This window comes from Comamonas sp. C11, assembly GCF_024496285.1.
Lineage (GTDB): Bacteria > Pseudomonadota > Gammaproteobacteria > Burkholderiales > Burkholderiaceae_C > Comamonas > Comamonas testosteroni_F.
In genome coordinates this window covers 38,200-57,969 of record NZ_CP101743.1, presented here as the reverse complement: position 1 = coordinate 57,969, position 19,770 = coordinate 38,200, and the positions used below count along the sequence as shown (strand labels likewise).

General features: G+C 62.8%; 20 protein-coding genes. 9 read left to right on the top strand and 11 right to left on the bottom strand.

Going from position 1 to position 19,770, the window contains the following annotated elements; genetic code table 11:
• Positions 1 to 10 precede the first annotated feature (10 nt).
• The 3 genes from NOX35_RS00245 to NOX35_RS00235 form a co-directional block, all read right to left on the bottom strand.
• A complete protein-coding gene (locus NOX35_RS00245; protein ID WP_182285164.1) occupies positions 11 to 598 on the bottom strand; it encodes a hypothetical protein in 588 nt (195 codons plus the stop codon).
• Complete coding sequence (locus tag NOX35_RS00240; protein ID WP_182285163.1) at positions 595 to 1,155, bottom strand: RNA polymerase sigma factor; 561 nt, start codon at positions 1,153 to 1,155, stop codon at positions 595 to 597. The genes NOX35_RS00245 and NOX35_RS00240 overlap by 4 nt, the downstream gene beginning before the upstream one ends.
• A gap of 118 nt (positions 1,156 to 1,273) precedes the next feature.
• The gene (locus tag NOX35_RS00235; RefSeq protein ID WP_256495337.1) at positions 1,274 to 2,155 is read right to left on the bottom strand and encodes a helix-turn-helix domain-containing protein; all 882 of its coding nucleotides are present in this window, start codon (positions 2,153 to 2,155) and stop codon (positions 1,274 to 1,276) included.
• 78 nt (positions 2,156 to 2,233) lie between these two features.
• On the opposite strand from NOX35_RS00235, the gene NOX35_RS00230 reads away from it, so the two are divergent.
• The 3 genes from NOX35_RS00230 (at position 2,234) to NOX35_RS00220 (ending at position 6,038) form a co-directional block, all read left to right on the top strand.
• Complete coding sequence (locus NOX35_RS00230) at positions 2,234 to 3,511, top strand: MFS transporter (RefSeq protein WP_182285162.1); 1,278 nt, start codon at positions 2,234 to 2,236, stop codon at positions 3,509 to 3,511.
• A gap of 214 nt (positions 3,512 to 3,725) precedes the next feature.
• Entirely contained in the window at positions 3,726 to 5,012 is a 1,287-nt protein-coding gene (locus tag NOX35_RS00225; RefSeq protein ID WP_256495336.1) for a M20/M25/M40 family metallo-hydrolase, read from the top strand.
• 252 nt (positions 5,013 to 5,264) lie between these two features.
• Positions 5,265 to 6,038 (top strand): class II aldolase/adducin family protein, encoded by a 774-nt coding sequence (locus NOX35_RS00220; protein ID WP_182285160.1) that lies wholly within the window; start codon positions 5,265 to 5,267, stop codon positions 6,036 to 6,038.
• 54 nt (positions 6,039 to 6,092) lie between these two features.
• Here NOX35_RS00220 and NOX35_RS00215 read toward each other — a convergent pair whose 3' ends face one another.
• The 7 genes from NOX35_RS00215 to mnmG form a co-directional block, all read right to left on the bottom strand.
• Positions 6,093 to 6,635 carry a GNAT family N-acetyltransferase gene (locus NOX35_RS00215; RefSeq protein WP_182285159.1) on the bottom strand — a complete coding sequence of 181 codons (543 nt, stop codon included), beginning with the start codon at positions 6,633 to 6,635 and terminating at the stop codon, positions 6,093 to 6,095.
• The gene (locus tag NOX35_RS00210; RefSeq protein WP_003072066.1) at positions 6,622 to 7,551 is read right to left on the bottom strand and encodes a ParB/RepB/Spo0J family partition protein; all 930 of its coding nucleotides are present in this window, start codon (positions 7,549 to 7,551) and stop codon (positions 6,622 to 6,624) included. The genes NOX35_RS00215 and NOX35_RS00210 overlap by 14 nt, the downstream gene beginning before the upstream one ends.
• Before the next feature lie 15 nt (positions 7,552 to 7,566).
• Positions 7,567 to 8,115: an alpha/beta hydrolase gene (locus NOX35_RS00205; RefSeq protein ID WP_182285158.1), complete on the bottom strand. Its 549-nt coding sequence runs from the start codon at positions 8,113 to 8,115 to the stop codon at positions 7,567 to 7,569.
• Positions 8,116 to 8,160: 45 nt separating this feature from the next.
• Complete coding sequence (locus NOX35_RS00200) at positions 8,161 to 8,931, bottom strand: ParA family protein (protein ID WP_003059963.1); 771 nt, start codon at positions 8,929 to 8,931, stop codon at positions 8,161 to 8,163.
• A gap of 12 nt (positions 8,932 to 8,943) precedes the next feature.
• A complete protein-coding gene (locus tag NOX35_RS00195; RefSeq protein WP_256495335.1) occupies positions 8,944 to 9,555 on the bottom strand; it encodes a LysE family translocator in 612 nt (203 codons plus the stop codon).
• Positions 9,556 to 9,698: 143 nt separating this feature from the next.
• Complete coding sequence (rsmG, locus tag NOX35_RS00190; RefSeq protein ID WP_256495329.1) at positions 9,699 to 10,361, bottom strand: 16S rRNA (guanine(527)-N(7))-methyltransferase RsmG; 663 nt, start codon at positions 10,359 to 10,361, stop codon at positions 9,699 to 9,701.
• Positions 10,358 to 12,322 carry a tRNA uridine-5-carboxymethylaminomethyl(34) synthesis enzyme MnmG gene (mnmG, locus tag NOX35_RS00185; protein ID WP_256495328.1) on the bottom strand — a complete coding sequence of 655 codons (1,965 nt, stop codon included), beginning with the start codon at positions 12,320 to 12,322 and terminating at the stop codon, positions 10,358 to 10,360. Before mnmG ends, rsmG begins: the two co-directional genes overlap by 4 nt.
• Positions 12,323 to 12,578: 256 nt before the next feature.
• Between mnmG and NOX35_RS00180 the strand changes: the two genes are divergently transcribed.
• From NOX35_RS00180 to NOX35_RS00170, 3 genes are all read left to right on the top strand, one after another.
• The gene (locus NOX35_RS00180) at positions 12,579 to 13,154 is read left to right on the top strand and encodes an NADPH-dependent FMN reductase (RefSeq protein WP_003065289.1); all 576 of its coding nucleotides are present in this window, start codon (positions 12,579 to 12,581) and stop codon (positions 13,152 to 13,154) included.
• A 105-nt stretch (positions 13,155 to 13,259) separates the two neighbouring features.
• Positions 13,260 to 13,868 (top strand): glutathione transferase GstA, encoded by a 609-nt coding sequence (gene gstA, locus NOX35_RS00175; protein WP_179627309.1) that lies wholly within the window; start codon positions 13,260 to 13,262, stop codon positions 13,866 to 13,868.
• Positions 13,869 to 14,302: 434 nt separating this feature from the next.
• Positions 14,303 to 15,421, top strand: a complete 1,119-nt coding sequence (locus NOX35_RS00170; protein ID WP_256495326.1) for an alkene reductase — start codon at positions 14,303 to 14,305, stop codon at positions 15,419 to 15,421.
• A gap of 133 nt (positions 15,422 to 15,554) precedes the next feature.
• Here NOX35_RS00170 and NOX35_RS00165 read toward each other — a convergent pair whose 3' ends face one another.
• Positions 15,555 to 17,243, bottom strand: coding sequence for a methyl-accepting chemotaxis protein (locus NOX35_RS00165; RefSeq protein WP_182285154.1), 1,689 nt, complete (start codon positions 17,241 to 17,243; stop codon positions 15,555 to 15,557).
• Between the two features lie 272 nt (positions 17,244 to 17,515).
• Between NOX35_RS00165 and NOX35_RS00160 the strand changes: the two genes are divergently transcribed.
• The 3 genes from NOX35_RS00160 to NOX35_RS00150 all read left to right on the top strand — a co-directional run bounded on the left by NOX35_RS00160 (position 17,516) and on the right by NOX35_RS00150 (position 19,660).
• Positions 17,516 to 17,710, top strand: a complete 195-nt coding sequence (locus NOX35_RS00160; protein ID WP_012836553.1) for a heavy-metal-associated domain-containing protein — start codon at positions 17,516 to 17,518, stop codon at positions 17,708 to 17,710.
• A gap of 76 nt (positions 17,711 to 17,786) precedes the next feature.
• A complete protein-coding gene (gene cueR, locus NOX35_RS00155) occupies positions 17,787 to 18,293 on the top strand; it encodes a Cu(I)-responsive transcriptional regulator (RefSeq protein ID WP_182285153.1) in 507 nt (168 codons plus the stop codon).
• Positions 18,294 to 18,472: 179 nt separating this feature from the next.
• A complete protein-coding gene (locus NOX35_RS00150) occupies positions 18,473 to 19,660 on the top strand; it encodes an acetyl-CoA C-acyltransferase family protein (protein WP_034374932.1) in 1,188 nt (395 codons plus the stop codon).
• Positions 19,661 to 19,770: the final 110 nt, after the last annotated feature.

The window sequence follows — 19,770 nt, the reverse complement described above, 5'->3', positions numbered from 1 at the left end:
AAAATCCGGTTCAGCCATCGACTTTCTCAGGGGCCCCCAGAGCGCGTGATGCCACGGCCAGAGCCTGTTTCTTCTGTGCGATCAGCACCAGCGGACGGCCTTCGCGCGAGCGCACCACCTGCCAGTAGCTGTTGGCCCACCAGCCCTGGCCGTCGGCAATCCGCTGGGGCTGCTCGAAGGCCAGCACCGTGACGATGCCGCCTTTTTCAAAAAAAGTGGTCAGGTGATAGGCGCGACTGCCGTCGATATCGCAGGGCCGCATGAGCTGGGTATAGCCAGGCAGCTTCTGGTCGACAGGCCAGTCCATATGTCTGGCAATCTCGGCCTCGGGTATGAACTGGCCGCGCAGCGTGCGCTCGTAATACTCATGCTCTATGGCCGAGCGCACCATCTGCGGCGGTCGCAGGCTCAGCACGCTGCCCGCAGCGACGCTGCCGACCATCACGGCTGCACACAGCGCATGCAGGCCACGACGGGCGTACCAGGGCGTGTGGCGCAGCAAATGGGTCGGAGGCTCGCCGGGCTCGAAAGCCAGTGCCAGCTCGGCACGGGCACGCAGGTCGAAATCGGTGTCTTCGGGGCGGTCTTGATGTTTCATGGTGCGCGCTTTCTCAGCGGTATCACGCCGACAGCTGCGAAAGATTCGGTGGCAGCCTTGGCGGGACGGCGCGCAGGCTCCTGCAGTGCCGTCTTGAGCGCCTCACGGGCCCGCGCCAGGCGAGAGAGCACGGTGCCTGGTGCAATATCCAGCGCCTCGGCCATCTGGGCCGTGGGCATGTCGTCAAAGTAGTAAAGCACCAGCACTTCACGATGGATGGGGGCAATGCGGCTCAGCGCCTTGACCACGTCCAGCTGCGCATCGAGTGCATCGTGGTGATTCACGCCCTGCTCGCAGGCTTCATCCAGAGACTCGGCCTGCGATTGCACAGGATCGAAGTGCCTGAAGGCATGACGGCGCATGATCTGGAACAGCCAGGCCCTGGCCATGCTCTGGTCGCGCAGCTGGTGGCGAAAGCGCCAGGCGCTGGTGAAGCAATCCTGCACCACATCCTCGGCTGTCGCACGCGAGCCCGTCAGCGCCCAGGCGCTGCGCAGCAAAAAGCGGTAGTGCTCGCGCACCCACTGGTTGTAGCGCGACTCGGCGGAGAAGATCATGGTGATAAAGAGCGCAGGTTTGCAGCTTTCATTCCATGCCGCTGCAAATATTGTTTGAGGCTCCACCCCTCAAAATAACAAAAACAGCCTCAAACCCTTTTGCACAAAGAGCTAGCAGCTATACATTTTGTGCATGCATGCCGAAAAATTGTGCAGGGGGCATACCCACCGTGCGGCGCACCATGGCGCTGAAGGCGCTGGGACTGTAGTCCAGCTCGGCCGCAATGCGCTGGATCGGCCAGTTGCGCGCCGCCAAACTCACGGCATGGGCCAGCACCACCTGCTGGCGCCACTGGGTAAAACTGCATTCCAGCTGCTGGCGAAACAGTCGCGCCACGGTGCGCGGACTGGCCCCGGTATCGCGCGCCCAGTCCTCCAGCGTCTCGTTGCGCGTGGGGTCGGCCAGCACGGCCTCGCAGAGCTGGCGCAAGCGCTTGTCCTGGGGCAGGTTCACACCCAGCTGCACGGCACTGGCACGGCGCAGCTCGTCGAGCAGCAGCTGGCTCAGATGGTGCTCGCGTGCCCTGTCCTGCTCGCAAAGCTGCTGGCTGTCATCGGGCAGCGTGGGCAGTTCGCGCACCACGGCGCGCAGCAGATCCGAGGCATTGAGCACCCGGCACTGGCGCCAGGCCGCCTCTTCGCCGGGGACCACATCGGGGCCGCAACGCCCCTGGGTCTGAAAGAAGTACAAGGTGCGCAGATCGGCGCTTTCCACCATGGTCACGGCATGCTCCATGCCCGGCGGCACCCACAGCACGCGGGACGGCGGCACGATATAGGTGCCCTGCGCTACCGTCAGGCGTATGGTGCCCGTGGTGGAGATGGCCAGTTGCCCCCAGGGATGACGGTGCGGCTTGACCTGGGTATCGGCCTCCAGCCAGCGGCATTTGGCCCGCACCGGGCGCTGTGCCGTGGGTATGTAGAGATGGGGCGTCAGCGTCTCCACATAGGCGCTGGCCTTGCCTGCACGCAGGGGCTCGGGATCGTGGAGGCTGGACATGATGGTTTGGCTGGCTTGCGATAGCAATTGGCAGACTATCGCATACAAGACGCGAGCAGTCTGCCTAAGATGCGACATATGAACCGCCCTGCCTCCACAACACCTCAAAACCAGGCGCCAGAGACACTGCGCAGTGACGCGCGCACCATCGGCCTCATCGGCCTGGCCCATGGCTCGTCGCACTTTTTCCATCTGCTGCTGCCGCCGTTGTTTCCCTGGCTGATCAAGGACTTCGGCTACAGCTATGCCGAGCTCAGCGTCATGGTCTCGCTGTTCTTCATTGTCTCCGGCACCGGCCAGGCACTGGCCGGCTTTGCGGTGGACCGCTTTGGCGCACGTCCGATTCTGTTTGCCGCCCTTGGCAGCTTTGTGGTCGCAGGCCTGATTGCGAGCACGGCACAGGGCTACAGCATGCTGCTGGCCGCCGCCTTTTTTGCGGGCCTGGGCAATGCGCCCTTCCACCCCGTGGACTTCACCATCCTCAACAAGCGCGTGTCGCAGCAGCGCATAGGCCATGCCTTCTCGGTGCATGGCCTGTCCGGCAATCTGGGCTGGGCGCTGGCGCCGCTGTTCATGGCGGGCATCACCACGGCCACGGGCTCCTGGCGTCTGGCCTGCTTGGGCGGCGCCCTCTGCGCAGCCGTGGTGCTGGCCATCATGGTCTTCAACCGCGATGCGCTCGATGATCGCGCCGAATCCGCCGGTGCTGCCGCCAAGCCGGCTGCCGGAGCCATTGCTGCACCTCAGGAACACCCGATGGCCTTCATGAAGCTGCCATCGGTGTGGCTGTGCTTTTCCTTCTTCTTCTGGAGCACCTGCGCGCTCAGCGCCATCCAGAGCTTTGCCAGCCCGGCCCTGCAATCCATGTACGGCCTGCCGCTTTCCGTGACGGCGCTGATCGTCACCGGCTATATGCTGTGCGGCGCTGCCGGCATGGTCGTGGGCGGCTTTCTGGTCGGCCGCGTGCAGCGGCTGGAGAAGGTGATCTCCATCTGCATGCTGGGCTCGGGCCTGTTGCTGTTTGTCGTCGGCACGGGCTGGCTGCCCGGCATGGTGGCGGTGGTCGTGGCCTCAGTCGCCGGTCTGGGCACGGGCCTGGCCGGCCCCTCGCGCGACATGCTGATCAAGCGCGCAGCGCCCCCCGGCGCCACGGGCCGTGTCTACGGCACGGTGTATTCGGGCCTGGATCTGGGCTTCTGCCTGGCCGCGCCGGTCTTCGGCTACATGCTGGACCACCAGATGACCAACGCAGTGTTCTATGGCTCGGCAATTGCGCTGGTGCTGTCTGTGGTCTCGGCGGTCATCGTCGGCGACGGTGTGAGCAAAAAGACCAAATCCCATCTGGCGGCGGCCTGAGCAACCGGCACACCCCACCAAGCCCTGCCCGTGCAAGCTGCAGGGCTTTTTTGTCGGCGCGGGAGATCAAGTTGTCCTGGTATTTATCCCTAGTCTGTCAGCGCCGAGGCCACAAACACGGCTGCTAAGCTGAATTCCCTGAGCGGTGCATCACGCCGCCTTTCCTGCCGCGGCCCTATCCGGGAGCGGCCCGCCCCCCTCAAGGAGAATTTCTATGCGTTGGAACACGCCCTCTGCCCCTTTGCTGCGCGCCCTGCCCCTGGCCCTGGTGCTGGCCTTCGGCTCTGCCCAGGCTGCCCCTCAGGCCGAATGGCTGGAGCATGCGAAAAAGGAGCAGCAGCCCTATCTGGATACGCTGCGCGATCTGGTGCATATCGAGTCCGGCAGCAAGGATGTGGCGGGCGTGAAGAAGATTGCCGAATACATTGCCGGCAAGCTGCGCGCGCAGGGTGGCAAGGTCGAGGTGATCGAGCCCAGCGACATCTACCGCCTCGATGACACGCCCGAGAAGGTCGGCCCCATGGTGCATGCCGAATTCAAGGGCAAGGGCAGCAGCCGCATCATGCTGATCGCGCACATGGACACCGTCTATCTGCCCGGCATGCTCAAGGACCAGCCCTTCCGTGTCGACGGCGACAAGGCCTATGGCCTGGGCATTGCCGACGACAAGCAGGGCGTGGCCCTGATCATGCATATCGTGCCCCTGCTCAAGAAGCTGGGCATCGAGGACTACGGCACGCTGACCGTGCTGATCAACGGCGACGAGGAAATCAGCTCGCCCGGAGCACGCAGCACCATCACCCGCCTGGGGGCCGAGCAGGACGCCGTGTTCAGCTTTGAAGGCGGCGGCACCGACGGCAGCCTGCGCCTGGCCACCAGCGGCATCGGCGCCGCCTACCTCAAGGTCACGGGCAAGGCATCGCATGCGGGCGCCAAGCCCGAAGACGGCGTGAACGCGCTGTACGAGCTGTCGCATCAGCTGCTGCAGATGAAGGATCTGTCCCAGCCCCAGGACGGCCTCAAGCTCAACTGGACGGTGTCCAAGGCCGGCACCAACCGCAATGTGATTCCTGCCGAAGCCACGGCCCAGGCCGATGCCCGCGCGCTGCGCGTGGCCGACTTCACGGCGCTGGAAAAAGCCATGCAGGACAAGATCGGCAACAAGCTGCTCCCCGCCAGCAAGGTGGAGCTGAAATTCGAAGTGCGCCGCCCGCCGCTGGAGGCCAATGCCACGGCGCGCAAGCTGGCGGCCCATGCCCAGGGAATTTATGAGCAGGAGCTGAAGCTGCCCATGAAGGTCATGGACAAGGCCACGGGCGGTGGCACGGATGCGGCTTTCGCGGCCCTCAAGGCCAAGGGCGGCGTGATCGAGGGCTTCGGCCTGTCGGGCTATGGCGCACACTCCAACGATGCCGAATACGTGCACATCAACACCATCGCACCGCGCCTGTATCTGGCCGCCCGCATGATCCAGGACCTGTCGCGAGGCCAGATCAAGTAAGCGCTTTTGATAGCTGCTTTCGCTTGATCTGCTTCGGTTTACGTATAGAAGCGATCTGAAAATCAACAGGAGCTTGCGCTGCAAGCTCCTTTTTCATTTCCCTGACCCGAACCGACATGCACCACGGGCATTTCCACCGCGCCTGATCCAAACCGGCCTCGCCCGCGTTTCCAGGGTTCTGTCGCCTAGCCAACAGACCGCCGGCGCACGAGTGTCTACATTCATCGGATCAACGATGAAGGAGAGCCGCCCGTGAGCCAAGAGCCCTTGAACATCCCCAGCGTGCAGCATCTGGTCAGCCCCGAGGAATGGCAGCTGCGCGTGGACCTGGCCGCCTGCTACCGGCTGGTGGCGCTGTACGGCTGGAGCGATCTGGTCTTCACCCACATCAGCGCGCGGCTGCCGGGCCCCGGGCATCACTTCCTCATCAACCCCTACGGGCTGATGTTTGACGAGATCACTGCCTCCTCGCTGATCAAGGTGGACCTGGGCTGCAACAAGCTCATGGAGTCGCCCTTCCCCGTGAACCCGGCCGGCTTCGTCATCCACAGCGCCGTGCACGAGGCGCGTGCCGATGCACAATGCGTGATCCATACCCACACGCGCGCCGGCGTGGCCGTGGCGGCCCAGAAGCAGGGGCTGCTGCCCATCAGCCAGCAAAGCACCTTCGTCCTGGGGTCCCTGGCCTATCACGTCTACGAGGGCGTGGCCTTTCGCGAGGACGAGAAGCCGCGCCTGCTGGCCGACATGGGCGAGGCCAACTTCCTCATGCTGCGCAACCACGGCCTGCTGACCTGCGGCCTCACCATTGCCGATGCCTTTTTGTCCATGTACGTCTTCGAGTCCGCCTGCCAGATACAGATCGCAGCCCAGTCCGGCGGCACCGAGCTCACCGAGGTCGACCCGCAGATTCTGCAAGGCATCGCCCATGCCATGAAGGTACAGACCGGCGGCATGGGCGGCCAGTTTGCCTGGCCCGCCCTGCTGCGCAAGCTCGACAGAATCGACCCCGGCTACCGCAGCTAGAACACCGCACCGGAATCAAAAAGGGCATCCAGAGGGATGCCCTTTTTTGCAGCATCAGCTGCGGCGAATACGGTAGAGACAGTGCTCAGCCAGAGCATGGTCGGATGGCAGATCAGGGTGCATGAATGTCTGCGCATCGGGCTGCATTCCCAGACGCTGCATTACGGCCTGCGAGGGCTTGTTCGGCACCGCCGTGAACGCCACAACTTCATCCAGCTGCAGCTCATTCCACGCAAAATCCAGCGCAGCTTTTGCGCCCTCTGTCGCCAGACCTTTGCCCCAGTATGGCCGGGCCAGCCGCCAGCCTACCTCCACGCAGGGTGAAAACGGTAGCTCTGCTGCAGGAGTGTGCAAGCCAATCATTCCTGCCAAGTGCCCGGTGGCTCTATCCTGCGCAACCCAGAATCCCCAGCCACGCTCGGCAATCAAAGCCTCGGCCTTGGCGGCCAGGGCATCGCTGGCCTGCCTGTCCAGCACGCTTGGGAAGTAGCGCATGACTTCCGTGTCCGCATTGAGCGCGGCAAACTCCGGCAAATCCTGCGGCGTCCATTGCCGCAGAATCAGCCTTGGGGTGGTCAGGCACTCAGGCTTCACCACGCAGCTTTTCGATGATGCCGTTGAGCTCGTCAAGCGAGCCGAACTGGATGGCGATCTCGCCCATTTCCTGCTGCTTGCCATGGCGGCGCACGGTCTTCTTGATGCGCACCTCGACATCGGCCGTGAGCAGGTCGGACAGCTCTTCCTCGATGCGTTTCACGTCGCGCGACTTGCCATCCTTCTTGGCCTTCTGGCGCGTCAGATTGAACTCGGCACCGATCTTCTTGACCAGCGACTCGGCCTCGCGCACCGACATCTTCTTGGCTGCGATCTGGTTGCCTGCCGTGATCTGGGTGGCACGGTCCAGGGTCAGCAGCGCCCGCGCATGACCCATGTCGATATCGCCGGCCATCAGCATGGTCTGCACGGGCTCGGCCAGATTCAGCAGACGCAGCAGATTGGTGGCGGCGCTGCGCGAGCGGCCCACGGCCTGCGCGGTCTGCTCGTGGGTCAGACCGAATTCCTTGACCAGACGGGCCAGACCCTGCGCCTCTTCCAGCGGATTCAGGTCTTCGCGCTGAATGTTCTCGATCAGTGCCATGGCCGCCGCCGCCTCGTCGGGCACTTCGCGCACCAGCACCGGAACCTCGGACAGACCCGCGATATGCGCGGCACGGAAGCGCCGCTCGCCGGCAATGATTTCGTACTTGCCGGCGTTGTCGCCCCGGGAGAGCTGGCGCACCAGAATCGGCTGCATGATGCCCTGGGCCTTGATGCTCTCGGCCAGCTCGTACAGGGCACCTTCGTCCATGCGGGTGCGCGGCTGGTACTGGCCGGCCACCATCACATTGAGTGCCAGGGTGCTCGGCAGATTGGCCTGAGACCCGCTCGCAGCGGCCTGCTCTGCTTCACTGACCTTGGGGCCCAGCAGGGCTTCCAGACCACGTCCCAGGCCCTTGGGTTTCTTAGTCACCATTGCTGAATTCTTTCTTTAAAGGGAGAGCAGCAGCTCATGCCCGGCTTCCCACAGTCCCAGTCCGCTGGCCGTGTTGATATGGCCTGCGGCACCCGCGTTCACGAAGCGGCTGCCCCAGCCCTGTGCCATGGCCTGTGCGCGTGCTACAGAGCAGTTGGGGTCGTTCTCGCTGCCCACCAGTATCGACGGGAAGGGCAGCTTTTGCAGCAGCACGGGCGACCAGCCCGGCAGGACGCCGCGCAGACTCTCCTGCTCGGTGTCGCCGGGGGCCACCAGCACAGCGCCGCGCACCTTGGTTTTCGCGACCTGAGAATGCGCCGCCCACCATGCCACCAGCACGCAGCCCAGGCTGTGCGCCACCAGCGTCACGGGGGCGGGAGCGTCGAGCACGGTCTCCTGCAGGCGAATGCTCCAGTCACCGCGCAGCGGATGCTGCCAGCTATGCTGCTCCAGCCGCTGGTAGCCGAACCGGTCCTGCCACAGACTCTGCCAGTGGCCAGGGTCGGAGTTCTGCCAGCCGGGCAGCAGCCAGACATGCTGCGGGTTCAGTGCTTCAGAGGTCATGGGCGTTGGCGATGGCTGGATGGGGAGCTGTTTCACGTGAAACACTCACATTTTCTTGATGCGGCGCACCATCTCTTCGGCGAACTCGACAAAGGCCTTGCTACCCTTGGCCGAGGCGTCGAACACCACGCCAGGCAGGCCGTAGCTGGGGGCTTCGGCCAGGCGCACATTGCGCGGGATCACGGTATCGAACACCTTGTCGCCGAAATGCTCCTTGAGCTGGTCGCTGACCTGCTGCTGCAGCGTGGTGCGCGGATCGAACATCACGCGCAACAGACCGATGATCTGCAGGTCGGGATTCATATTGGCATGCACCTGCTTGATGGTGTTGACCAGATCGGTCAGGCCTTCCAGTGCAAAGTACTCGCACTGCATGGGCACGATCACGCCATGCGCCGAGCACAGACCGTTCAGGGTCAGCATGGACAGCGAAGGCGGGCAGTCGATCAGCACGAAGTCGTAATCGGCGGCCACGGCCTGCAGAGCGGTCTTGAGGCGCTCGTTGCGGCGCTCCAGCGAGACCAGCTCGATCTCGGCACCCGACAGCTCGCGGTTGGCGCCCAGCACGTCATAGCCGACCTGCTCGGACTTCTGGGCCACTTCCTTGACGCTGGCGTTTTCCAGCAGCACGTCGTAGACCGTCAGCTCCAGCGCGCGCTTGTCCACGCCGGAACCCATGGTGGCATTGCCCTGAGGGTCCAGGTCGATCAGCAACACACGCTGGCCGACCTTGGCCAGACCAGCGGCAAGATTGACCGTGGTCGTGGTCTTGCCCACTCCACCTTTTTGATTGGCAACGCAGAAAATTTTGGCCATTGAACTTCTCTTTTAGTTGGCGGCCAGCTTGAGGCCAAAACCGATCAGAAACACACCGGCTGTTTTTTCCAGCCACTTCACCACAGCCGGGTTGGCACGCAAGCGCTCGGCCAGCACCGTGGTCAGCGTCACCACGATGACGCTGTAGATAAAGGTAATTGCCGCCACCGTGGCAGCCATCACTCCAAAGGTGATGGCGCCCTGATGCCGGGCCGGGTCCACGAACATGGGAAAGAACGCCATGTAGAACACAATGGCCTTGGGGTTCATCAGGGTGATCAGGGCACCCTGGCGGAAATACTGGCGCGGCTGGATTTCAATGGCCGGCGCATCGCCGGGCCTGGCCGTGAGCAGCTTGTAGCCCAGCCAGGCCAGATAGGCCGCCCCCACCCATTGCACGGCATGGAAGGCCGCCGGATAGGCAGCCAGCACCGCCGCCACGCCTGCCACGGCCAGCCATATCAGCACCTGATCGGCGGCCATCACACCCAGGCAGCATGCAAGGCCCGCTCTCCATCCGCCCTTGCCCGTGGAGGTAATCAAGGCCAGATTGCCTGGTCCAGGGATCAGCAAGAAAACGGTAACGGCGGCTGCAAAAGCGCCGTAATCAGAGATGCCAAACATTCAAACCCTGCGCGATGGAAAACAGCAAGTTTATGCGAGGGCCATGGCAGGTGCATCTGCATTGCACAGATGTTGCCTGACACAGTATGTAAAAAGGCACTTTGTCCCCCTTGGAAACAAAGTGCCCGACCAAGCTTTACCGATCAAGAAGCCAGCTTCAACCAGATCACGCAGCGCTCGGCATCCAGGCCGGGAACCTGTAATGGTTCCACGTGAAACACTTTCACATCAGCAGGCAGCGCAGCAATTTCCTCTTCGGGGTGCTTGCCCTTCATGGCAAACCAGATGCCGTCCTCTGCCAGAGCCTTGCGCGACCAGGTGGTGAAGTCCACCAAGGACGCAAAGGCTCGGCAGCTGATGACCGGATACCGGGTCTTGAGGTTTTCCACCCGGTCATGAATACCGCGCAGATTGGGCAGGCGCAAGGATGCAGCCACCTGCTGGATGAAAGCAGCCTTCTTGCCCACGGTATCCACGCAGTTCACATCGATCTGCGGGCAGCAGATGGCAAACACCACACCGGGCAAACCACCGCCGGAGCCCACATCCAGCAGCGGCAGGCGCTTGCCCTCTTCCACCGGCAGGCGGCTCACATGCCGCAGCAAGGCGGGCACGGCGGCCAGGCTGTCGAGCAGGTGATGCGTCAGCATCTCCTGGGGATCACGCACCGACGTCAGGTTGTAGACCTTGTTCCACTTCTGCAGCAGATCCATGAAGGACATCAGCAGATCGATCTGGGCCGGGGCCAGTTCCAGCTTCAGTGCCCGGACGCCTTGCTCCAGCTGGGTACGCAAAACCTGACTCATGCGGAAGCCTCTTCGTTCTGAGTGGCAAAGCCCTTGAAGCCGCCTTTTTTCAGATGCACCATGAGCAGCGAGATGGCTGCAGGCGTCACTCCCGAAATACGCGAAGCCTGGCCCAGGGTTTCGGGCCTGTGCTTTTGCAGCTTCTGGCGCACCTCGAAGGACAGCGCAGCCACCTGCATATAGTCGAAGTCCAGCGGCAGACGCAAACGCTCGAAATGCGCAGCGCGTTCGACTTCATCCTTCTGGCGGTCGATATAGCCAGAGTACTTGGCAGCGATTTCCACCTGCTCGATCACAGGAGCGCTGAGTTCGCCCAGCGCCTCGGGCTGCACATCGGCGCAGGCGTACTTGCCCTGGTTCATTCCCATGAGCTTGTCGTAATCCACATCGGGGCGGCGCAGCAGGTCGAACAGGTTGTATTCGCGCTCCATGGCCTTGCCCAGCACGCGTTCGGACTCTTCCGCAGCCACGACACGCGGGTTCACCCAGGTGGACTTGAGGCGCTCTGTTTCACGTGAAACAGCATCGCGCTTGCGGCTGAAGGAGTCCCAGCGCGCATCATCGACCAGACCCATCTGGCGGCCCGCTTCGGTCAGGCGCATATCGGCATTGTCTTCGCGCAGCTGCAGGCGGAACTCGGCGCGGCTGGTGAACATGCGATAGGGCTCGGTCACGCCCTTGGTGATCAGATCGTCGACCAGCACGCCCAGATAGGCCTCGTCACGACGCGGCATCCAGGGGCCTTCGCCACGGCACTGCAGCGCTGCGTTCAGGCCGGCGAACAGGCCCTGGGCAGCCGCCTCTTCATAGCCGGTCGTGCCATTGATCTGGCCAGCAAAGAACAGACCCTGGATCTGCTTGGTCTCGAAGCTGCTCTTGAGCGAGCGCGGATCGAAGTAGTCGTACTCGATGGCATAGCCTGGGCGCAGGATGTGGGCATTCTCCAGCCCCTTCATGCTGCGCACCAGTTCGTACTGAATGTCGAACGGCAGGCTGGTGGAGATCCCGTTGGGGTAGAACTCGTGCGTGGTCAGGCCTTCGGGCTCAAGGAAGATCTGGTGGCTTTCCTTGTCCGCAAAACGGTTGATCTTGTCTTCCACGCTGGGGCAGTAACGCGGACCCACGCCCTCGATCTTGCCGGTGAACATGGGACTGCGGTCAAAACCGCTGCGAATGATCTCGTGGGTGCGCGCATTGGTGTGCGTGATCCAGCAAGGCATCTGCCGGGGATGCATGGCACGGTTGCCCATGAAGCTGAAGACGGGCACTTCGCCCTCGTTCACGCCGCCTGGCATGCCGTCGCCGGGTTGTTCCTCGCACTGGCTGAAGTCGATGCTGCGGCCGTCGATGCGCGGGGGCGTGCCGGTCTTCAGGCGCCCCTGCGGCAGCTTGAGCTCCTTCAGGCGCGCCGACAGGCTCACGGCCGGAGGATCGCCCGCACGGCCTGCCGCATAGTTGTTCAGGCCCACGTGAATCTTGCCATCGAGGAAGGTACCCGCGGTCAACACCACGGTGCGGCTGCGGAACTTGAGACCAACCTGGGTGACGGCACCGACCACGCGGTCGCCCTCCACCATCAGGTCATCCACGGCCTGCTGGAAGAGCCAGAGATTGGGCTGGTTTTCCAGCATCTCGCGAATCGCGGCCTTGTACAGAATGCGGTCGGCCTGGGCACGCGTGGCGCGTACCGCCGGACCCTTGGAGCTGTTCAGGATGCGGAACTGGATGCCGCCCTTGTCCGTAGCCAGGGCCATGGCGCCACCCAGGGCATCGACTTCCTTGACCAGATGGCCCTTGCCGATACCGCCGATGCTGGGGTTGCAGCTCATCTGCCCCAGGGTTTCGATATTGTGGGTCAGCAGCAATGTCTTGCTGCCCATGCGTGCAGCGGCCAACGCAGCCTCGGTGCCGGCGTGGCCGCCACCGACCACGATCACATCAAATTCCTGTGGGTACAACATATTCCTGCTCCGGGCCGAGCCCGGCCCTTGCCCCTGCACGAAGCAACCATGCCTCGGCTCTCACGGCAGGCGGACATGTTCTCGCGCCATGTCATCCCTGCTGGGGAACCTGCAATTTTCCCACCATTGGCGCAACAATGCCTTGCCAGGGGGGTTTCACGTGAAACATGGCGGTCTGAAGTGCAGCCTAGATGTTTGCCCTGATAGCCCCGTCTATGCATGAAAAATGCAATCGCTCTGTGCTGCAATCCACTGCATGCAAATTCTCATTTTTGCGGGCAGTACCCGCCAGGACTCGTACAACCGCAAGCTGGCCAAGGTGGCTGCTTCCATCGCGGAACAACAGGGTGCACAGCCCAGCTTGCTGGAATTGTCGGACTACGACATTCCGCTCTACAACGCCGACCTCGAGGCCCAGGGAACGCCTGCCGACGTCATTCGCCTCAAGCAGGCCATGCACAGCCATGCAGCCTGGATTGTCTGCAGCCCCGAGTACAACGGCAGCTACCCGGCCCTGCTCAAGAACGCGATTGACTGGGCCTCCAGCCCGGTCAAGGGCGATGCGCAGTGGTCCGACGGTGTCCTGCCCTTTCGCAACAAGGTCGTCGGCATGGCCAGTGCCTCGCCTGGCGGTCTTGGCGGCCTAAGAGCCCAGTCTCACCTCGCTGCGCTGCTATTGAATCTGGAATGCTGGGTAGCACCGCGCAGCCATGCCGTGAGCCATGCGGCAGAGGCTTTCGATGCCCAGGGTCATCTGCTGCGCGCGCAGAACCAGCAAGGCATGGAGGCTCTTGTGCAGCAGGTGCTGTGGGCTGCAGGGCGCCTGGGCTGAGCAATCTCCTCTCCGATCCGGACTTCTGCCGGCTGCGCATGCATATGAAGTGCAACCGGTTTAGCATGGACGCTTGTCTTTTCATTGCATAGAGAGCCACTCACCATGAAGCTTTACTACAGCCCCGGCGCTTGCTCCATGTCTCCGCACATCGTGCTGCATGAAGCAGGCCTGCCGCATGAAACCGTGATGGTCAGCACCAAGAGCCACAAGCTCCAGGACGGAACGGATTACTACGGCATCAATCCGCTGGGCTATGTGCCCTTTCTGGTGCTGGACAACGGCGACACCTTGCACGAAGGTCCGGCCATTGTTCAGTACCTCGCCGACCTGGCCCCCGAAAAGAACCTGGCGCCGGCCAACGGCACCGTGGCCCGCTACCACCTGCAGGAATGGCTGAACTTCATCAGCACCGAGGTGCACAAGGGATTCAGCCCCTTGTTCAGCCCCACAACGCCCGAAGACTTCAAAACTGTGCTGCGCGGCAATCTGCTCAAGCGCCTGAGCTGGGTCAACGAGCAGCTCGCCAACAAGTCCTATCTGATGGGTGATCAGTTCACCGTGGCCGATGCCTACTTTTTCACGGTCACAGGCTGGGCCCAATTTGTGGGCCTGGACATCTCTGAACTGCAGCACCTTCAGGCTTATCGCGAGCGCATTCTGGCGCGCCCCGCAGTGCAGGCCGCCATGAAGGCAGAAGGCTTGCTCAAGTAAGTTTTTCGACACCCATGCACACTGAGAACGTATTTACGATCTCTACGCAGCCGCGTTGGAGCGCAATCGGGATGAGCTCGAAGCGATGGCTCGCCGCTTGCACCGGGGTGCAAGAAAGAGACAGCGCACAGAAATCGCCCGATTTCGCTCCAACCCTTCGGGACAGTGTCTTTGCGGACGCCCGGTCAGGGACGCCCGGTCAGGGACGCCCGGTCAGGGACGCCCGGTCAGGGACGCCCGGTCAGGGGCGGTCTGCGGCGTTGCCTCGCCGGCCGCGCCAATCCTCGCAATAGCACGGCTATTGCTGCGGTATCGCGCGCGGGGGGCCGCCCCCTTGCATCCCATCCCGCAAAGCCTCTGTCGCGGCGCGAGGAGATCGTCAACACGTTCTAGGAGCTCGGTACCCACCGAGCTTTTTTCATCTGGAGTTCTGCATGACCTCATTGTTCGAACCGATTGAAGCAGGCAGCCTGCGTCTGCCCAACCGCATTGCCATGGCACCGCTGACGCGCAACCGCGCTCCCGACGCGATACCCACGCCGCTGATGCAAACCTACTACGTTCAGCGCGCCTCTGCCGGTCTGCTGATCAGCGAAGGCACGGCCATCAGCCACCAGGGACAGGGCTATGCCGATGTGCCCGGTCTTTATGGCGAAGAGCAGCTGCGGGCCTGGAAAAAAGTCACCGATGCCGTGCATGCCAAGGGCGGCCGCATCGTCACCCAGCTCTGGCATGTGGGTCGCATCTCCCACAACGTGCTGCAGCCAGACAGCCAGTCTCCGGTCGCGCCCTCCGCGCTGACGGCCCGCTCCAAGACCTATGTGATCGACAAGCAGTCGGGGCAAGGCCAGTTTGTCGCCACCTCGGCACCGCGCGCACTCAGGCAACAGGAGCTGCCGGGCATTGTTCACAGTTTCGCCACCGCCGCGCGCGAAGCCGTACAGTCGGCGGGCTTCGATGGCGTGGAGCTGCATGCAGCCAACGGCTATCTGCTCGATCAATTCCTCAAGACCGGTACCAACCAGCGCAGCGACGACTACGGCGGCAGCATCGAAAACCGGGCCCGTCTGGTGCTGGAATGCGTACGCTCCGTGGCCGATGCCATCGGTGCCGGAAAGGTCGGCATCCGCATCTCTCCGGTCACTCCCGCCAATGACATCGTGGACGAAAACCCGCAGGTGCTGTTCGAATATCTGGTGCGCCAGCTCGCCCCTCTGGGCCTGTCCTATATCCATGTGATCGAAGGCGCAACAGGCGGTCCGCGCGAGCTGGCGGATCGTCCCTTCGACTACCAGGCACTCAAGCAGGCCTATCGCTGTGCAGGAGGCAAGGGAGCCTGGATGGTCAACAACGGCTATGACCGCCAACTGGCCATGCAGGCAGTGGAAAGCGGCTATGCCGATGTCGTGGCCTTCGGCAAGGCCTATATCTCCAACCCCGATCTGGTGCACCGTCTGCGCGACGATCTGCCGCTCAATGCCTGGAAAAGTGAACGCTTCTACGGGGGCGGTGCCGATGGCTATACCGACTACCCGGCACTCGCCAGCCAGTAAGCACCGTCCATCCGGCTCCGGCCCTTTTCCGATTGCGCCGGCAGTCATTGGGAGGAAAACAAAAAGCCCGGTGCATCACTGCAACCGGGCTTTTTTCATGGAACGAGCCGCTCAGGGATGAGCCGCTCGGGACTTAGGCATGTTCCAGCAATTGCGCCTTCTGACCAGGCAAGGCGGTCTGAGCGGTTGCAGGCACCGCCGGTGCCATGCCGGGATGGGCTGTGCCTCTGGGGCTGCGCATGACTGCATGCATCGCGCCGCCGGCCAGCTTGAACTGGCTGACCAGTTGTGCCAGTCGCGCCGCCTGCTCGCGCAGCGATTCTGCGGCAGCGGCAGACTCTTCCACCAGTGCCGCATTCTGCTGGGTCATGCGGTCGATATCACCCACGGCCTGGTTGACCTGGCTGATGCCCAGCGACTGCTCGCTGGACGCCGCCGTAATCTCGCCGATGATGTCGCCCACTCGCTGTGCGCTGTCCACGGTCTCCTGCATGGCCTTGCCTGCGCTCTCCACCTGGCGCGCGCCCACGTCCACGGTCTGCACGCTGGTGTTGATCAACGACTTGATCTCGTTTGCGGCCTGGGCCGAACGCTGGGCAAGGCTGCGCACCTCGGCCGCCACCACGGCAAAACCACGGCCCTGTTCGCCGGCACGGGCCGCTTCCACGGCGGCATTCAGCGCCAGGATATTGGTCTGGAAAGCGATGGAATCAATCAGGCCGATGATGTCGCCGATCTTGCGGCTGGAGGCCGAAATCTCCTGCATGCTGTTGACGGCCTGGCCGACGATCTCGCCGCCCTGCACGGCCGTCGAAGAGGCCGAGGCAGCCAGCTGGTTGGCCAGCTGCGAAGACGATGCGGTCTGCTGCACCGTGGCCGTCAGCTGAGCCAGCGATGCGACGGTTTCCTGAAGATTGCTGGCGGTCTGTTCGGTACGGGCCGACAGATCCTGGTTGCCCGTGGCAATTTCCTGGCTGGCCGTGGCGATATTGCCGCTGGCATCGCGCACCTGGGCCACCGTGGTGCTCAGCGATTGCTGCATCTGGTCCAGAGCACGCTGCAGATCCGTCAGCTCGTCCTTGCCGCTGACCTCGGCCTTGTGCGACAGATCGCCGCCGGCAATCGTCAGAGCCATCTGGCGAGCCACTTCCAGCGGACGGCAGATGGACAGCATGTTCAGCAAAGTCAGCGGAATCACCACCACCAGCGCCAGGATCACGGCCGCCACAAACATCCAGCGCGTTTGGTCGCCCACATCACGCTCGGCGGCGGCCAGCGCATTGGCCTGCTCACGCAGCAAGTTGTCCAGCTGCGCCAGCAGCTTGTCGGCCTCCATGACTTCGGCCAGAGCCTTGCCGCTCATGCGGTTGGCCGTGGTGGCCGAGTCATAGCCACCGGCTTCCAGCTGACGCGCAACAGGCTCGAAGAGCTTTCGATAAGCGTCGATGTGCCCAATGATGCTCTTGGTCAGCTGTGCGTCCTGCGCGTTCTGGTCGGTCACAAACTTGCCCAATGTCACCTTGGATTTGTCGATGAACATGACCCATTGCTGATAGGCCTTGCGCACCTCTTCGGGCTTTTCGTACTGGATGACCATGTCCTTCTCGCTGGAACGAATGCCGCCCAGCTCCATGCGCAACTGCGCCATATGGCCCGATTTGACAAAGGCGTTGCTCAGAAACTCCTGACTCATGTCCTGAATGCGGAACATGCCCAACATCCCGGCGCCTCCCAGCAGACCCAGCAATACCATCACCACACCAATGGCGCCCAGCATGCGCGTGCGGATGGTGAAGCCCCGCATCATTTCCAAAAGACTCATGAATCCCTCTCCACTTTGAACGACTGGCATTGTCGAGCCAGAACTTGCAAATTGTTTCAGATTGTCACCGACACAGAGAAAAACCCATGACTCCGATGCCCAAGCCATGGCGATCTGCAATATGACAAGTTCTTATCGGCAGTCTTTGCGGCTTATCAACCCTGCCGGCTGCATGTCTTGTCAAAGGCTTGACCTTGCCATGATGTTAGGGTTGACCATTCAAGACATGGAGTCCGCCAGTCCGGTCGACTCACTTTCTGAAGGAGCCATCCATGCAACAAGTTTTTGAAGTTCAAGGCATGACCTGCGGCCACTGCGAACGTGCCGTCACCAATGCCATCCAGGGCGTCGATGCCCAGGCACAGATCAAGATCGACCGCGCTGCCAACCGCGTGGAAGTCGAAACCGGCGCCAGTCGCGAAGCCGTGGCAGCCGCCATTGCCGAAGAGGGCTACAAGGTAGCCTAAACGCAGCCTCTACCACCGCGCCAGCACCTCATGCAAGGCATCGGAAGGCCGCTGGCGCGTTTTTTCAGGACCGCCCATGCCCAAACAAGCATCGACACAAAAAATCGCTCAGAACTGGCCTGTCGTCATCGGCGAGGCCGCACGCCGCGCCGGGGTTTCTGCGCGCATGGTGCGTCACTACGAGTCACTGGGCCTGCTGCCACCCGTGCACCGTACCGACAGCGGCTATCGCCAGTACACCGAAGCCGATGTGCATGCGCTGCGCTTCATCCGCCGCGGGCGCGATCTGGGCTTTTCCATGGACGAGATCGCCACCCTGCTCGGCCTGTGGCAGGACCAGGGCCGCGCCAGCAGCCAGGTCAAGGCCATCGCGCAAAAGCACATCACCACGCTGGCCGAACGCATCGCCGCCATGCAGTCCATGCAGCGCACGCTGCAGACTCTGGTGCATTGCTGCCATGGCGATGACAGGCCGGACTGCCCCATCCTCGACGACCTGGCCAGCGCGGACACCGACCTGACGCCGGCCCATCACGAACCCAGGGCCCCCACTCCGAGAAGCAGGCGCAGGACAGCAGCCTGAGGCGGCTCATGGGTTTCACGTGAAACCATCGCCACCCACGCAGGGCAGCGTCAACAACGAGACATGTTGCACTGCAGCAAATACTGCAGAATACTCTGTGCGATGAATGCGGTTGCTCTCATTCATCCTTTCAAATCATTCAAGCACAAGCATTGCCGACGCGATGCAGGAGACAAACCATGAGCACCAGAGACATCTTCGTTGTCAGCGCCGCGCGCACGGCCATCGGCACTTTTGGCGGCAGCCTCAAGGACGTTCCCAACGCCCAGCTGGCCACCACCGTGGTCAAGGCCGCCATTGCGCGTGCCGGCATCGCTGCCGACACCGTGGGTCATGTGGTGATGGGCAACGTCATCCCCACCGACACGCGCGACGCCTACCTGTCCCGCGTGGCGGCCGTGGACGCCGGCTGCTCCATCGAAACCCCGGCCTACAACGTCAACCGCCTGTGCGGCTCAGGCCTGCAGGCCATCGTCTCGGCAGCGCAATCGATTGCGCTGGGCGACTGCGAAGTGGCCATTGGCGCCGGCTCCGAATCCATGAGCCGCGGTCCCTACTTCGACATGTCCGCGCGCTGGGGCGCACGCATGGGCGATGCCAAGAGCATCGACTACATGCTGGGCATCCTGCACGATCCCTGGCAAAAAATGCATATGGGCATCACTGCTGAAAACGTGGCAGAGCGCTACAAGATCAGCCGCGTGATGCAGGACGAGCTGGCCGTCATCAGCCAGCAGCGCGCCGCGGCCGCCATCGAGGCAGGCCGTTTCAAGGAGCAGATCGTTCCCGTGGAAATTGCCAGCCGCAAGGGCGTGGTGCTGTTCGACACCGACGAACATGTGCGCGCCGCCACCACGCTGGACACCCTGGCCGGCATGAAGCCCGCGTTCAAGAAGGAAGGCGGCACGGTCACGGCCGGCAACGCCTCCGGCATCAACGACGGCGCAGCTGCCGTGCTGATGATGAGCGAGCAGGCCCTGAAGTCTTCCGGCGCCAAGCCCATTGCCCGCCTGGTCGGTTACGCCCACGCCGGCGTCGATCCCGCATACATGGGCATCGGCCCGGTCCCGGCCACGCAGAAGGTGCTGGCACGCACCGGTCTGAAGATCGAGCAGATGGACGTGATCGAAGCCAACGAAGCCTTCGCCGCCCAGGCCTGCGCCGTGATCCAGGAGCTGGCTCTGGACCCTGCCAAGGTCAACCCCAATGGCTCCGGCATCTCACTGGGCCACCCCGTGGGTGCCACCGGCGCCATCATCACCACCAAGGCCCTGTATGAGCTGCAGCGTACCGGAGGCCGCTACGCGCTGGTGACCATGTGCATCGGCGGCGGTCAGGGCATTGCCGCGATTTTCGAACGCGTCTGATCCACGCGTTTCAGAGCACCTGAAACGTCCATGAAAAAAGGCCTGCCAGAGTAATCTGGCAGGCCTTTTTGATAGCTTCTTGCGCCTGCTAGTACTTAATTTCAGCATCA

Coding starts and splice junctions, on each gene's coding strand:
- NOX35_RS00245 (WP_182285164.1), bottom strand. CDS start 598: ATGAAACATCAAGACCGCCCCGAAGACACCGATTTCGACCTGCGTGCC.
- NOX35_RS00240 (WP_182285163.1), bottom strand. CDS start 1,155: ATGATCTTCTCCGCCGAGTCGCGCTACAACCAGTGGGTGCGCGAGCAC.
- NOX35_RS00235 (WP_256495337.1), bottom strand. CDS start 2,155: ATGTCCAGCCTCCACGATCCCGAGCCCCTGCGTGCAGGCAAGGCCAGC.
- NOX35_RS00230 (WP_182285162.1), top strand. CDS start 2,234: ATGAACCGCCCTGCCTCCACAACACCTCAAAACCAGGCGCCAGAGACA.
- NOX35_RS00225 (WP_256495336.1), top strand. CDS start 3,726: ATGCGTTGGAACACGCCCTCTGCCCCTTTGCTGCGCGCCCTGCCCCTG.
- NOX35_RS00210 (WP_003072066.1), bottom strand. CDS start 7,551: ATGGTGACTAAGAAACCCAAGGGCCTGGGACGTGGTCTGGAAGCCCTG.
- NOX35_RS00205 (WP_182285158.1), bottom strand. CDS start 8,115: ATGACCTCTGAAGCACTGAACCCGCAGCATGTCTGGCTGCTGCCCGGC.
- NOX35_RS00200 (WP_003059963.1), bottom strand. CDS start 8,931: ATGGCCAAAATTTTCTGCGTTGCCAATCAAAAAGGTGGAGTGGGCAAG.
- NOX35_RS00195 (WP_256495335.1), bottom strand. CDS start 9,555: ATGTTTGGCATCTCTGATTACGGCGCTTTTGCAGCCGCCGTTACCGTT.
- rsmG (WP_256495329.1), bottom strand. CDS start 10,361: ATGAGTCAGGTTTTGCGTACCCAGCTGGAGCAAGGCGTCCGGGCACTG.
- mnmG (WP_256495328.1), bottom strand. CDS start 12,322: ATGTTGTACCCACAGGAATTTGATGTGATCGTGGTCGGTGGCGGCCAC.
- NOX35_RS00180 (WP_003065289.1), top strand. CDS start 12,579: ATGCAAATTCTCATTTTTGCGGGCAGTACCCGCCAGGACTCGTACAAC.
- gstA (WP_179627309.1), top strand. CDS start 13,260: ATGAAGCTTTACTACAGCCCCGGCGCTTGCTCCATGTCTCCGCACATC.
- NOX35_RS00170 (WP_256495326.1), top strand. CDS start 14,303: ATGACCTCATTGTTCGAACCGATTGAAGCAGGCAGCCTGCGTCTGCCC.
- NOX35_RS00165 (WP_182285154.1), bottom strand. CDS start 17,243: ATGAGTCTTTTGGAAATGATGCGGGGCTTCACCATCCGCACGCGCATG.
- NOX35_RS00160 (WP_012836553.1), top strand. CDS start 17,516: ATGCAACAAGTTTTTGAAGTTCAAGGCATGACCTGCGGCCACTGCGAA.
- cueR (WP_182285153.1), top strand. CDS start 17,787: ATGCCCAAACAAGCATCGACACAAAAAATCGCTCAGAACTGGCCTGTC.
- NOX35_RS00150 (WP_034374932.1), top strand. CDS start 18,473: ATGAGCACCAGAGACATCTTCGTTGTCAGCGCCGCGCGCACGGCCATC.